The organism is Actinoplanes sp. 13, from assembly GCF_056134165.1.
On the sequence record NZ_JBVYOQ010000016.1, the window covers coordinates 152,954 to 166,758 of the forward strand.

Annotated in this window: 11 protein-coding genes and 1 riboswitch; of the genes, 5 read left to right on the forward strand and 6 right to left on the reverse strand. The window is 69.6% G+C overall.

Going from position 1 to position 13,805, the window contains the following annotated elements:
* Positions 1-123 precede the first annotated feature (123 nt).
* Positions 124-1,620: an MFS transporter gene (locus tag AC0NH5_RS27640; protein ID WP_474409295.1), complete on the forward strand. Its 1,497-nt coding sequence runs from the start codon at positions 124-126 to the stop codon at positions 1,618-1,620.
* A 30-nt stretch (positions 1,621-1,650) separates the two neighbouring features.
* Here AC0NH5_RS27640 and AC0NH5_RS27645 read toward each other — a convergent pair whose 3' ends face one another.
* From AC0NH5_RS27645 to AC0NH5_RS27665, 5 genes are all read right to left on the reverse strand, one after another.
* Positions 1,651-2,727, reverse strand: a complete 1,077-nt coding sequence (locus AC0NH5_RS27645) for a GNAT family N-acetyltransferase (RefSeq protein WP_474409297.1) — start codon at positions 2,725-2,727, stop codon at positions 1,651-1,653.
* 121 nt (positions 2,728-2,848) lie between these two features.
* A complete protein-coding gene (locus AC0NH5_RS27650) occupies positions 2,849-3,505 on the reverse strand; it encodes a response regulator (protein ID WP_474409299.1) in 657 nt (218 codons plus the stop codon).
* Positions 3,506-3,622: 117 nt separating this feature from the next.
* Entirely contained in the window at positions 3,623-4,510 is an 888-nt protein-coding gene (locus AC0NH5_RS27655; RefSeq protein ID WP_474409301.1) for an NAD-dependent epimerase/dehydratase family protein, read from the reverse strand.
* A gap of 185 nt (positions 4,511-4,695) precedes the next feature.
* Positions 4,696-6,702, reverse strand: a complete 2,007-nt coding sequence (locus AC0NH5_RS27660) for a glycosyl hydrolase family 28-related protein (RefSeq protein ID WP_474409303.1) — start codon at positions 6,700-6,702, stop codon at positions 4,696-4,698.
* A 128-nt stretch (positions 6,703-6,830) separates the two neighbouring features.
* Positions 6,831-7,802 carry a LacI family DNA-binding transcriptional regulator gene (locus AC0NH5_RS27665; RefSeq protein ID WP_474409306.1) on the reverse strand — a complete coding sequence of 324 codons (972 nt, stop codon included), beginning with the start codon at positions 7,800-7,802 and terminating at the stop codon, positions 6,831-6,833.
* A gap of 114 nt (positions 7,803-7,916) precedes the next feature.
* Here AC0NH5_RS27665 and AC0NH5_RS27670 point away from each other — a divergent pair, with 114 nt between their 5' ends.
* The 4 genes from AC0NH5_RS27670 (at position 7,917) to AC0NH5_RS27685 (ending at position 12,844) form a co-directional block, all read left to right on the forward strand.
* Positions 7,917-8,834 carry a hypothetical protein gene (locus AC0NH5_RS27670; protein WP_474409308.1) on the forward strand — a complete coding sequence of 306 codons (918 nt, stop codon included), beginning with the start codon at positions 7,917-7,919 and terminating at the stop codon, positions 8,832-8,834.
* A gap of 32 nt (positions 8,835-8,866) precedes the next feature.
* Positions 8,867-8,945, forward strand: a riboswitch (S-adenosyl-L-homocysteine riboswitch).
* A gap of 18 nt (positions 8,946-8,963) precedes the next feature.
* Complete coding sequence (gene ahcY, locus AC0NH5_RS27675; protein ID WP_474409310.1) at positions 8,964-10,424, forward strand: adenosylhomocysteinase; 1,461 nt, start codon at positions 8,964-8,966, stop codon at positions 10,422-10,424.
* A 191-nt stretch (positions 10,425-10,615) separates the two neighbouring features.
* The gene (locus AC0NH5_RS27680) at positions 10,616-11,155 is read left to right on the forward strand and encodes a DUF4142 domain-containing protein (protein WP_474409312.1); all 540 of its coding nucleotides are present in this window, start codon (positions 10,616-10,618) and stop codon (positions 11,153-11,155) included.
* Positions 11,156-11,182: 27 nt separating this feature from the next.
* On the forward strand, positions 11,183-12,844 hold the full coding sequence (locus AC0NH5_RS27685) for a Na+/H+ antiporter (protein ID WP_474409314.1): 1,662 nt from the start codon (positions 11,183-11,185) through the stop codon (positions 12,842-12,844).
* 187 nt (positions 12,845-13,031) lie between these two features.
* Here the strand turns inward: AC0NH5_RS27685 and AC0NH5_RS27690 are convergent, their stop codons facing one another.
* Complete coding sequence (locus AC0NH5_RS27690; protein ID WP_474409316.1) at positions 13,032-13,709, reverse strand: DUF4352 domain-containing protein; 678 nt, start codon at positions 13,707-13,709, stop codon at positions 13,032-13,034.
* Between the last annotated feature and the right edge of the window lie 96 nt (positions 13,710-13,805).

Here is a 13,805-nt window from a genome sequence, read left to right on the forward strand (position 1 = left end):
CCTTCCCTCCGACCCGGGGCTTACCGCGACCGGCGACGGCTAAACAAGCCGTACCCCGATGGATATCTGTGAATCGGCTGGGTATCCCGGCGGCCATCATCACGTATGCATGGAGGTGCATCCATGGCAGAGAGCCTCGGGTCACCGGCATCCGCGACGGCCACCGGGCCGATCCGGAGCCTGATCCCCGCTCGCATCGACCGGCTGAGCTGGTCACCGTTCCACACCCGGATCATCCTGGCGCTCGGCACGGCGTGGGTCCTGGACGGACTCGAGATCACCGTCGCCAGCGCGGTCGGGCCGGTGCTCGCCCAACAGGAGACCTTGGCTTTGAGTTCGACGCAGGTCGGGCTCATTGCCACCGTCTATCTGCTCGGCGAGGTGTTCGGCGCACTGTTCTTCGGCCGGCTCTCGGACGCTCTGGGCCGCAAGAACCTGTTCATCATCACCCTCGCCGTCTATCTCGGCGGCAACGCGCTGACCGCGCTGACCTGGGGTAACGGCCCGGCGGCACTGGTCTTCCTGTATCTCACGAGATTCATCGCCGGAGCCGGCATCGGCGGCGAGTACGCCGCGATCAACTCCGCGATCGACGAGATGATGCCGGCGAAGTACCGCGGCCGCGTCGACATCGGCGTCAACGGCACCTACTGGGGTGGCGCGATCATCGGCACCCTGGGCACCTACATCCTGCTCAACAACGTGCAGCTGGACTGGGCCTGGCGGATCGGCTTCCTGATCGGCCCGGTCATCGGCCTGGCGATCTGGGGTCTTCGCCGGCACCTCCCGGAGAGCCCGCGCTGGCTGATCATGCACGGCCGCGAGCAGGAGGCCGAGGAGAACATCGCCCGGATCGAGCGCGCTGTCGAGGCTTCCGGCCAGACGCTGCCGCCGCTGGACGAGTCCAAGGCCATCGAGATCCAGCCGAGCCGGCCGCACGGTTATCTGTCACTGCTGCGGGTGCTGTTCCGGCTCTATCCCTCGAGGTCGGTTCTGGGCGCCACGCTGATGATCACGCAGTCCTTCCTGTACAACGCGATCTTCTTCACGTACACGATGGTGCTCACCAAGTTCTACGGTGTGGACGAGAAGAACGCCCCGCTCTATCTGGTGGCGTTCGCGGCCGGCAACCTGATCGGCCCGCTGACCCTCGGGCGGCTCTTCGACACGGTCGGCCGCCGCAAGATGATCGCCGGCACCTATCTGCTGTCCGGTGCCCTGCTCGCGATCACCGCGGTGCTGTTCCATCAGGGCGCCCTGACTGCGACGACGCAGACGATCGCGTGGAGCGTGATCTTCTTCTTCGCGTCGGCGGGCGCCAGCTCGGCGTACCTCACGGTCAGCGAGATCTTCCCGCTGGAGATCCGGGCGCAGGCGATCGCCGTCTTCTTCGCCATCGCCCAGTGCTTCGGCGCGATCGGCCCGGTCCTCTACGGCGCCCTGATCGGCGAGGGCGACGACCCCGGCAAGCTGTTCATCGGCTTCCTGATCGGCGCCGGGGTGATGGCCATCGGCGGCATCGTGGAAGCGGTGATCGGCATCGACGCCGAGAACAAGTCCCTCGAGGACGTGGCCACCCCGCTGTCCGCGGTCACCAGCCGGCCCCGGGTGACCGGTTAGGGCCCGCCCTGCCGGGTGGGCGGCGCGAAGTCAGCGCTGCCCACCCGGCAGCTCCTTGATGAGACGGGTGATGTCCTCCGGGCCGGCGGGCGGCATCGCCCGGTATCCCTCACCCTGGTAGAAGTCGATGTTGCGCGCGCTCTTGGCGCCGGTGAACAGCAGGATGCCGCGGCACTCCGGCGGGGCGGCGGCCTCGGCGGTGCGCAGCAGCCATCGGCCCAGCCCCCGGCCGCGCAGATCGGGCACGACGGCGAGCCGGCCCACATGCCAGTCGGTGCCGACGCGGCGGGTCCGCACCATGCCCAGCAGCCGGCCGTCCAGCCACAGCCCGGTGGTGTGCCAGGCCGCCAGCCAGTCGCGCACCTCCGCCGGCGACTCGTGCAGGGCCGGGATGTCCATGGTGCCGTTGATGACGGCCTCGTCCACCCAGCAGCACCGTTGCAGCACGGTGACCTCGGGCGCGTCATCGGCGTTCAGCCGTCTCACGTAGGACCCCGGCACCGGTCCGGACCGCACCCCGGGCCGGGTGCGGTCGCGCATCGGCCGCAGGGCGTGGGCCACCCGGACCAGCTCGTCCAGCAGGCCGGCACCCGCCGTGTCCCGGCCGGCGTCGGGCCGCAGCCGGCCGTTCTCGATCGCGTCACCGATGCGGATCGCGACCGTGGCGCCCAACGGGACCAGGCGCAGCGTGGTCACCACCTGCTGGGCGTGCTGAACCGACCGGGTGCCCGCCGACGTGGTGCCGTAGCTGACGAAACCGATCGGCTTCCACGCCCACTCGCGGCCGAGGTGGTCGAGCGCGTTCTTCAGGGTCGCCGGCATCCCGTAGCTGTATTCCGGCGTGACGGCGATGAACCCGTCCGCCGCGTCGACGATCGCGCTCCACCGGCGGGTGTGCTCCTGGCGGTAAACGCCCGACGAGGGATCTTCCTCCTCGTCGAGGAACGGCAGGTTCAGATCGCCGATTGCCACCGGCACCAGCTCGGCGCCGAGTTCCGTGGCGCGGGCAGTGATCGACTCCATCAGCCAGTCCCGCACGGCCGGGCCCAGGGCGCCGGGGCGGTTGCTGCACATCAGCACGAGGACGCGAAGCGGTTTCGTTGACATGGAAACGAACCCTAGGTGCTGGATCACACCAGCACCCTGGGCGCCCAGGCCGACAAGTTGAGCTGCCGGCCGACGACGATCGATCATTCGCCCGTCGGCGTGATCGCCGGCGGGCGGGAGGTCAGGCGGCGTTGATCTCGAGCATGCCGGAACTGCCGGCCAGGGCCGCCGCCTCGGTGCGGCTGGAGACCTTCAACTTCCGCAGCAGGCTCGCGGTCAGGCGCTTGACCGTACGGTCGGAGACGTGCAGCACCCCGGCGATGTCGCTGGTCGACGAGCCGGCGGCGATCAGCCGCAGCAGCCGCCGCTCGGCGTCGTCGAGATGCGCGGTGGCCTGTGCCGCCTGCGGGCGACTCTGCTCGACCAGCGCGGCCAGCGGGTGCGGCGGCAGCACCGACCAGCCGTCCAGCGCCGCCAGCAGCGGGGGCCGCAGCTCCTCGGGCTCGGTGCTGCGGCGCAGGAAGCCGGCCGCGCCCGCCCGCAGCGCGTCGATCACCAGGCTCGGGTCGTCCTCGTCCGCGACCGCCACGACGCGCGCCCGCGGCGCGCCCTCACGGATCGCCCCGATGACCCGGAGACCACCCACCGGCGGCAGCTGCAGGCTGAGAAAAAGCATGTCGGGCACGCCGTCGCGCACCGCTCGCCTGACCTGGCCCGCATCGGCGGCGGTGGCGACGACGGACGCGTTTCCACCGCTCACCTCGGGGATGAGCAGCTCCAGGGCCCGGACGAAACGTTCGTTCTCGTCGATGACGGCCACCCTGATCCGGTTGTCCATGCCCGCCGGATGCCCCGATCCGGCCGAAACATTCCACCGAATCCAGGGCGTCCTTTCCGATCAACGCGAGAAAGTCAGATCAACGCGAGAGGCGGCGACCGGACGCGCCGGTCGCGATCAACGCGGGTGGGTCGCCACGAACGTCGCGATGTACTCGTCGAGGCGGTGTTCCGGCTGCCAGCCGAGCGCGTTGGCCTGGGTGGTGTCGGCCTGACCGCGGGTGCGCTCGCCACGCAGCGCGGGAACCATCTCGTACTCGCCGCCGAACATCTTGGCCACGTCGAGCAGCGGCCACTCGGTGCCGGTGCCCAGCAGATAACCGTCGCCGGCGCCCTCACGTGCGACCAGCACGAGGCCGCGGACGATGTCGTCGATGTGGGTGAAGTCGCGGGTCTGGGTGCCCGGGGAGACCACAGTGAGCGGCTCGCCCGCCAGGTACTGCCGCTCGAAGATGCCGATCACGGTCGCGTACTTACCGGTGGTGATCTGTCCCGGCCCGTAGACGTTGTAGAAGTACGTGATGGCGTAGTCCAGGCCGTACCAGTTCGCGTAGTTCCTGATGTATTCGATGTTCTTGGCCTTGGTCCACGCGTACGGGTTGAGGTTCTCGTCCTGCCCGTCGTTGCCGAACTTGGAACTGGACCCCGCGTAGATCAGCTTCGCCCCGTGCCCGGCCGCGAACTTCACCACCTCCTTGGTGCCGAGGAGGTTGAAGTCCCACGTCAGATCGTGGTCTTCGAAAGACTGGACGATGCGCGAGTACTCCCCCATGTGGAAGACCAGCTCCGGGCCGGGCAGGCCGCGGTCCGCCCAGATCTTGGCAAGGTCCATGGTCGAGCCGTCGATGTAGGTGACCCGGGGGTCGTTGACGTGGTTCTCCGGCGCCCCGGTGAAGTAGTTGTCCAAGGAGACGATGGCCGCATCCGGGTAATCCGTCAGCAACGACTTGATCAGGGCGCTGCCGACGAAACCGGCGCCGCCGGTGACCAACAGGGTTCGGCTCAACGTATTTCCCATCTCCAGGTCCTCGAAGCGCGACAAGGCTACCCAAGCCCCCCGCCCGAAAACCAAACGAGTGCCCGGCCTCCCCAGTGTCAACGACCGAGGGAAGTCCGGAGACACCGACGGCCGTGACCACCCGTGACGAGCAGTCACAGTCGGTCACGGCCGCTCTCAGCAGGACACCGCGGTCACCAGGGCGCGGGCGGCGGCGGCGCGACGACCGGCGGCCGGTCGTTGCAGGTGAGCACGTTGGGCAGGTACGGCTGGAGCCAGCCACCGTCGTTGCCGCCGAGATCGGTGAGCCCGAACTCGGAGCCCGCGGGCGGGAAGTTGAACCGGCCGCAGTTGTTCACCCCGACCGCGCCCACGTTGCGGGCGTCCACGTTCTGGAAGCTCGCCGAGCCGCCGACCCGCGCGCTGAGCACGCTGGTGCCGGCGCCGTCGACCCGGACGTCCCGGAACGCCACCCGGTCGATCGAGTACAGGTCCTTCACCGGCCAGTCCGCGACCAGCATGATCGCGTTGTACGTGCTGTCCAGGTAGTGGTCGCCGACCACCTGCACGTCGGCGTCGATGTCCCGGTCCAGCGCGTAGAACCAGATCGCGCCGAGCCCGATGTTCCAGTTCAGCTCATACGTCCCGGCCCGCACCGTGGTGTTGCCGGCGAACCGCAGCCGGCCGCTGAACGGCTCCGCGCCGAAGCGGCTGCCGGCGTGCAGCGCGCTGCCCTCCCGGATCGGGTCGGCGACCAGGTTGTTCGACACCGTGATGTCGGTGCCGCCGTAGATCGCGATGCCGTTGGCCAGCGTCGGCGTCTGGACGGTGTTGCGGTCGAAGGTGTTGCCCCAGTTCGCCGTCTTCTCCGACCACATGGCCAGCGCGTCGTCGCCGGTGTTGCGGACGAAGTTGTTGCGCACCAGGGAACCGGTGACGCCGGTGTGGAAGTTCAGCCCGTCGGCGATCTGGTCGACGATGATGTTGTCGGTCACCCGGACGTTCGACATCGGGCCGTCGAACCAGAGGCCCACCTTGGTGTGCTGGATGTGCAGGCCGCGGATCGTCGAGTCGCTCATCGCACCGCCCACGCCGTTCACCTGGTCGGTGTCGATCCGCTCGCGCACGTCGCCCTGGATGGCGAAGTCGGCGAGGTGCACGTTGCGGCTGCCGCCCTCGGCGGCGCTGCGGCCGTAGAAGCCGACCCCGGTGTGCACCGAGCCGTCCGGCGCCGGCTGGGACAGCGCCACCTCACGGCCGCGGACGATCGTGTACCAGTTGCCGGCGCCCTTGATCGTCACGTCGTCGACCACGATGTGCCGGTTCACCTGGAAGACGCCGGGCGGCAGATAGACCGCACGGTGCTTCTTCTTCGCGTACGCGATGGCCTTGTCGATGGCCGGCGCCGAATCCCGGCGCCCGGTGGGGTCGGCGCCGAACAGCAGCACGTTGACCGCGCCCGGGTCGACCTTCGGCAGGCCGACCAGCTCCGAGTCGAGCAGGTCGATGGTGGTCGGGACGGTCCGCGCGGTGAGCCGGATCCGGTCGCCGGCCCGGTGCGCCCGCCCGAGGAGCATCCGCTGCTCGTCGTAGAAGTGGGCGGGCCGGAACGGCTTGCTGATCACCGGGCGCGGCTCGGTGGCGGCCGGCACGCACTGGCACTCGGTGATCCACCAGTCCGGGTGCAGGAGGTCTGCCTGCGGGTCGTTGGTGAACGAGTACTGGTTGTAGAGCCAGGAGTACTGCGACGTGAGGGTCATCGTCCGGGCGCCGTGCCGGGTGGTGACCGACAGCGGCGCCGTGATCCCGCCACCGCGCGGAGCGTCCGGGATGCTGTATCGCACGGTGATCGCGTTGGCCGCCCGGGGCAGGGTGAACTCCACCCACTCGCCCGGGGCGAGGGTGACGGCGGAGCGGCCGGACGCCTCGGCCGGCAATGTGTAAGCGGTCCGGTCCGGCCCGATCACCGTCCCGTTCGTGGCAGCGTGCTCGGCCTCCTGTTCGTCGAAGGCGACGGTGGCGCCGCGGCCGGCGACGAGGGCGGGATCGAGGGCGGCCCGGGTGACCACCGGAGCAGTCCGGGGAGCGGGAGCGGGGACGGCGGAGGCGGGGAGCGGAACGGCGGTGAGGCCGACCACCGCACCGACGGCCAGGGCGGCCCAGCGCGGTGGAACGCCGGCCCGCCCAGCTTCATATGACATCGAGGGCTCGTTTCTCTTCGATGGAGTGAGCCGACGATAGAAGGCCGGTGATTTGACTCACAAGTAGCTGTAGAGCTTTTTCGACTTTCTGCTCGTTTCTTGCAGGCAATGGCAAGCAAATGACCGCGTCAGAACTCCGCCGGTGGAACGTTGAAGGGGGTGACGACCTGGACCGCCGACGGGTGGGAACGGATCGCGCCGGGCAGCGCGCCCTGAGCCCGCAGGATCGCCAGGCAGGCGTGCCGCAGGTCGGTCCGCAGGTCCTGGTGCAGCACCGCGGAGAGCCGACCGGCCCGCAGCAGCTCCAGGTTCTCCCGGTCCAGGCCGTGCGCCACGAATACGTCGTAGTTGCGGTGCTCCGCCGCGAAAGCCGCCACCACGGCAGCGTTCCCGCAGGTGCCGGCCGAATACACAGCCCGGATCGACGGGCTGGCGGCCAGCACGGCACGCACCGGCCCGGGTTCGGCGCTGTCGACCGTGAGCAGCCGGCGGGGCGTCGCACGGTCGTTCAGCACCGCGCGGAAACCGGCCTCCCGCTCGCCCTTTCCGTTGATCACCAGGACGTCGCCGGCCCGGTCCGCGAGCCGCTGCTCGACCAGGTGCGCCGCGGTCGCCCCGGAGTCGAACTCGGCCACGCCCACGTGCGCGATCCGTTTGCCGGCCGGCAGATCGGTGTTGAGCGTGACCACCGGAACGCCCAGCCGGGCCACCGCGTCCGCCACCCCGGGGCCGGGCGGGGCCATCACGATCACGCCGTGCGAGCGGGAACGGCCCACCCGTTCCACCGCGCGCAGCAGGTCGTCCCCCGGCTGTTCGGCGAGGTGGATCCGGGGCTTGAGCACCGCCGGGGCGAGGTCGGGCGTCTCGGCGTCGAGGGCCGCCCGCACCGCTGCCGCGTGCCGGCGCGAGGTGTGCAGCACCACGTCGATCAGGAGATCCCGCCCACCGAGCGGCTGCCGGTCCAGCTCGGCGATCGCCTGGTGCACCTGACGGGCGGTGCTCTGCCGGACCCCGCCGCGGTTGTGCAGCACGCGGTCCACGGTCGCGGGGCTGAGGCCGGCCTGGGCGGCGATCTCGCGAATGCGGTACGGGTGCTTCACGCGTACAGAATGAGCGGTTTTCGATGGCTTATGGAAGGTCCTTGATGTTTTCTCGCCCCATCGCGTGACGGATTGAACCCCGCGGCCGCCAGAAACCGGGTTACGCTGCGCGCCGTGCGCGTGATCTCCCGCTTGACGGACCGCGGCGTCGAGATCTTCGACGCCGGACTCGAACTGCTCCACATCGTTCCGGTGCCCCCGCCGGCGCGTTACGGGGAGCCGGGCACCGAGAGCCACACCGTGGCGAGCACCCGCGACCGGGTCGTCTACGCCACCGATCACGCGGTGGTCTGCGTGGATCCGGCCGGCCGCGAGAAGTGGCGCCACGACCTCGGGCCGTACGGGCCGGAGGGCGGGCTGGCCAGCACCGGCTGCGCCTATTCGCACGACGACCGCCAGGTCTGGGTGTACGTGCCGAACGCGATGGCCGGCCGCGGCGAGCACGACGAGTGGCTGGTGCTGGACGCGGAGACCGGCGCGCTACGGGCCCGCGGCGAGCTGCCGACGGTGGGACACGGCGGCACGCAGTTCGCGCTGCGCGACGGGCGGATGCTGCTCGACGTGGGCGAGGGCCAGGACGGCACCAAGGTGTTCCTGGCCGAGCCGTCCGGCACCGTCGAGGCCTACCCGTGGACCGACCGGGCCCCGATCGCCGTCTCACCGGACGAGCGGCAGCTGATGACGGTGCACCACGAGCAGGAGGACGTGGCGTTCCACGCCTTCCCGGGTGGCGATGTGGAAACCCTCGTCAAGATCTCCGCGTTCGCCGAGGCCCTCGGTCCCGGCCTCGACCTGGACGAGGTGACCCTCGAGTGGACCGGTGGCTACCTGGACACCGAGAACGCCATCGTGGTGATCTCCGGCGAGCACTCGCGGGAAGGTGACTGGTGGCGCCACTTCCGGATCTCCACGCGCACCGGCGAGGTGCTCGGTGAGCTGCCGATCACCACGATCGATGCCTACGATCTCCAGCCGCTCGGTGACGGCACGTTCGTGATAACCGACACCGACGGAACGCTCCGCCGGATGTGATCAAGCGATGAGTTGGCTATTGTTGTACGTGCCCGACCGAGAGGCGCTGCAACGGATCGACAGATCCGCCACGCTCGGCCGGGTTCGATGACGCAAGGGCGCCTCCTGAGAGGGAGGAGCCCTCTTTTCATGTCCGAGAAACTCCGGAACGTCAACGGCATCGATTTCGCCGTCGCGGACCTGTCGCTGGCCGAGGCCGGCCGCCACCAGCTGCGTCTCGCCGAGCACGAGATGCCCGGCCTGATGTCGCTGCGCACCGAGTTCGGTGACGCGAAGCCGCTGGCCGGCGCCCGCATCGCCGGCTCGCTGCACATGACCGTGCAGACCGCGGTCCTGATCGAGACCCTGGTGGCGCTCGGCGCCGAGGTGCGCTGGGTCTCCTGCAACATCTTCTCCACCCAGGACGAGGCGGCCGCCGCGGTCGTCGTCGGCCCGAACGGCACCGTGGACGCCCCGGCCGGTGTCCCGGTCTTCGCCTGGAAGGGCGAGACGCTGGAGGAGTACTGGTGGGCCACCATGCGGCTGTTCGACTTCGGCGACGGCCGGGGCCCGAACATGATCCTGGACGACGGCGGTGACGCCACCCTGCTGGTGCACAAGGGTGTCGAGTTCGAGGCGGCCGGCGCGGTGCCGCAGACCACCGAGGACGACAACCACGAGTACTCCATCATCCTCGAGACGCTGCGCGGCAGCCTCGCGGAGGACGCGCAGCGGTTCACCCGCATCGCCGCCGAGATCAAGGGTGTCACCGAGGAGACCACCACCGGTGTGGCCCGGCTCTACAAGCTGGCCAAGGAGGGCACCCTGCTCTTCCCGGCGATCAACGTCAACGACGCGGTCACCAAGAGCAAGTTCGACAACAAGTACGGCATCCGCCACTCGCTCGTCGACGGCCTGAACCGGGCCACCGACGTGATGCTCGGCGGCAAGCTCGCCGTGGTCTGCGGGTACGGCGACGTCGGCAAGGGCTCCGCGGAGACGTTGCGCGGGCAGGGCGCCCGGGTCGTCGTCACCGAGGTCGACCCGATCTGCGCGCTGCAGGCCGCCATGGACGGCATGCAGGTGGTCCGGATCGAGGACGTGATCGGCGAGGCCGACATCTTCATCACCACCACCGGCGGCACCGACATCATCACGGTCGAGCACCTCTCCGCGATGAAGCACAACGCGATCGTCGGCAACGTCGGCCACTTCGACGACGAGATCGACATGGCGGGCCTGGCGAAGGTGCCCGGCATCGAGAAGGTCGAGATCAAGCCGCAGGTGCACGAGTGGCGGTTCCCGGACGGCCACTCGGTGATCGTGCTCTCCGAGGGCCGGCTGATGAACCTGGGCAACGCCACCGGCCACCCCAGCTTCGTGATGTCGAACTCGTTCACCAACCAGGTGATGGCCCAGATCGAGCTCTGGACCAAGCCCGGTGAGTATGCGAAGCAGGTCTACGTCCTGCCCAAGCACCTGGACGAGAAGGTCGCCCGGCTGCACCTGGACGCGCTCGGCGTCCGTCTCACCAAGCTCACCAAGAAGCAGGCGGAATACCTGGGTGTGGACGTGGACGGCCCGTTCAAGCCGGACCACTACCGCTACTGACGTGTTGACGAGGTCGGGGCCGCTCCATGCGCATGTGGGCGGTCCCGATCGCGACAAGGCAGCACCCGGCCATCCCGGCGGCGACGCGCTGGACCATGGCGATGTGGTCCGGCGCGTCCGTGGCCCGGTCCTCCTCGGACCCGTTCGAGTGAGCGACCGTAACGCCCTATTTGTCTAGTTATCCTGCGGTTATGTCACTACGTCGCCTCATCGTCACCCTGGGAATCGTCCTGGCCGTCGCCGCACCGGCCACCCTCGCCGAGGCCGCGCCGGCCCGCCCGATCAGCCCGGATGCCGACTTCCTGATCGCCGCCCACCAGGGCAATCTGGCCCAGATCAAGCTCGGCCGGCTCGCCGCCCGCAAGGGGACCACCGCCACCGTCCGCGACCTGGGCCGCCGCTTCGCCGCCTATCACCGCAAGCTCGACGTCGCCGTGCGCACGGCCGCCGCCGGCCTCGACGTCGACCTGCCCGACGCACCGAATTCCGAGCAGAAGAGCCTGCTCGGCAAGCACCAGGCGGCCACCGGCGCCGGGTTCGACCGGCTTTTCGTGGACAGCCAGCTGCTCGCGCACGAGCAAGCCGTCAAGCTCACCCGGATCGTTCTCGTCACCGGCGCCGCCGATCCCGCCGTGCGGCGCATCGTCACGGGCGCCACACCCGTCATCCAGCGACACCACACGGCCCTCACGGCCGCGCAGCAACAGATCGACGACACCGCTGACCAGTGATCATCGGCCGGCGGGGAGAATGATCAAATGAACCCCGAGGAGATCCTCTCTTTCGCCCTGGGTGCCGTCGCGGTGATCGTGGCGGTCCGCTGGGTCACCGAAAAGACCGGCCTCCCCGCGGCCGTGCTGCTGACCGTGATCGGCATCGTCTATTCATACCTGCCGGGCCCGAACTTCCCGCTCGAACCCCAGCTGATCCTCACGTTCGTGCTACCACCCCTGCTCTACAAGGCGGCCCTGGACTCGTCGCTGCTGGACATCCGGCGCAACATGCGCACGGTGATCAGCCTCTCGGTGGCGCTGGTGCTGGTCACCGCGCTCCTGATCGGCGTCGGCTTCTCCCTCTGGGTGGCCGGCGCCACGCTGGCGGCCGGTGTCGCGCTGGGCGCGGCGGTCGCGCCGCCCGACCCGGTCGCGGCGCTCGCCGTCGGCCGCAAGGCCGGCCTGCCCGGCAAGCTGGTCACCCTGATCCAGGGTGAGGGCCTGCTCAACGACGCCACCGCGCTGACCATCCTGACGGTCGCGGTGACCGCCCAGCAGACCGACGACTTCAACTTCGACAACGCGGTCGGCAAGTTCGTCATCGCGGCCGTCGGCGGCGTCGTGGTCGGTGTCGCCGTGGCCTACACCGTCCGCTTCCTCAAGGCGCTGCGCTCCGACCCGCTCAGCTCCAACGCGCTCTCCCTGATCACCCCGCTGGCCGCGTACCTGATCTGCGAGAACTCGTTCGTCCACCACTACGTCTTCATCTCCGGCGTGCTGGCCGTGGTGGTGGCCGGCCTGATCATCGGGCACGACACCCCGCGCTACGCCACCGGCGCCAGCCGGTTGCAGACCACCGCGGTCTGGCGGCTGATCGACTTCCTGCTGGAGGGCGCGGTCTTCCTGCTGATCGGCATGCAGATGCGCAGCACGGTCGACGGCCTGACGAAGTACGCCACCAGCACCATCGTCATCGCCCTGGTGATCACTCTCGGCGTGGTCCTGCTGCTGCGCCCGCTCTGGCTGGTCGCCACCCAGCTGATGCCACGCCAGCTGCACACCCGCCTCGGCGGGCAGGAGCTCAGCGAGGCGGAGGAGGACAACTCCAAGCGGGAGACACCGCTCACCGGCAAGGAGGTGACCGCGCTGAGCTGGGCAGGAACCCGAGGCGTGATCACCCTGGCCGCGGTCTTCACGCTGCCGGCCGGCTTCCCGGACCGGGAGCTGCTGCACTTCTGCGCCATCGCGGTGGTGATGGTCACGCTGATCGGGCAGGGGCTCACCTTCGCCCCGCTGGTCCGCCGGCTGGGCCTGCGCGCCAACGACAAGGACAACGCCATGCTGCGCAACGAGGCCCGCTCGGCCGCGGTCCGCGCCGCCCTGGACCGGCTCGAGGACATCAGGGAGCAGCAGCACGACAACGTCGAGGTGGAGGCGATCGAGACCATGCGCCGCCAGCTGGAGGTGCGCCTCGACCGGTACCGCCGCCGCCTCGACCTGCTCGAACAGGTCGAATCGCACGAGCTGCCCAAGTCACCGCAGTACGAGGCGGCCCTCATGGTCCGGCAGGCGGTGATCGACGCCGAGCGTGAGGAGCTGCTGCGCTGGCGGGACGCGGGCCGTCTCAACGACGACAGCCTGCGGGTGCTCAACCGCGAACTCGATCACGAGGAGCTGGTTCTGCCCAGGCGGCCCAAGGACCATTGACATCCTTTGTCGTACGAGTGCCCGGCGCCCCGTCGAACTACGGGGTGCCGGGCCTACACCGCGGCGCTTCCGCGACTCGCGCCTTTGCCGCGACCGCCGGGCTGAGCTCGCCGGTCCCGCTCAGAACCCGGCGTGGTGACTTCGGGTTCGCTCCGCGCCCGAAGTCACCACACTGCTCACCGCATTCTTACTTGAGGGCGACCTCGACGCCGCCGGAGAAGATCGAGTCGTGCAGCTCCAGGCGGACGAGCTTGGTCGCCTTCGGGACGTCGAAGACCAGCTTGCCGGTCACCGAGTTGCCCGGGTTGATCTCGTTGAGGAACGTCTGGGCCTCACTGTTGGCATAGATCTCGGCACCCGTGTCGTTCGAGTACTCGGTGCCCTTGGCGTCGAACGCCTTCTGGTTCGACCCGGCGAACATCTGCGCTTCGTCACCGATGTTCTTCACCTTGATCGTCACCAGGCAGAACTGGCCCTGCGCCTTCTGATCGAGCAGCGACGAGCCGACCGACTTCTTGCCGCAGTCCATCTTGGTGACGGTGAACTGGAACTTGCCGTCCTTGACCGGATCGCCGATCCCGGGCACCGCCTCGGCGGGCTTCTCCGGCTCCTTCTCCGGCTCGGCCGGCTTCTCCTCGGCGGGCTCACCGGCGACGGCCGCGGCCTTGTCAGTGCCCGGGGTGTCCGCGCTGTCCCCGCCGCCGGAGAGGGCGCCGATGCAGCTGATCAGGACCAGAACACCGGCGCCGCCGGCGATCCACGGCCACTTCTTCTTCTTCGGCGGGGCGACCGGAGCGGCCGGAAGGGCTGCGCCGGGGTGCGGCGGGTAACCGGGCGGCGGGCCGTAGGCCGGCTGACCAGGCACAGCCGGATAGCCGGCCGGCACGCCGGGCTGAGGGTAACCGGGCTGCGCGCCGGGCTGGGGATGAGCGGGCTGGGGATGACCGGGCTGTGCGCCGGG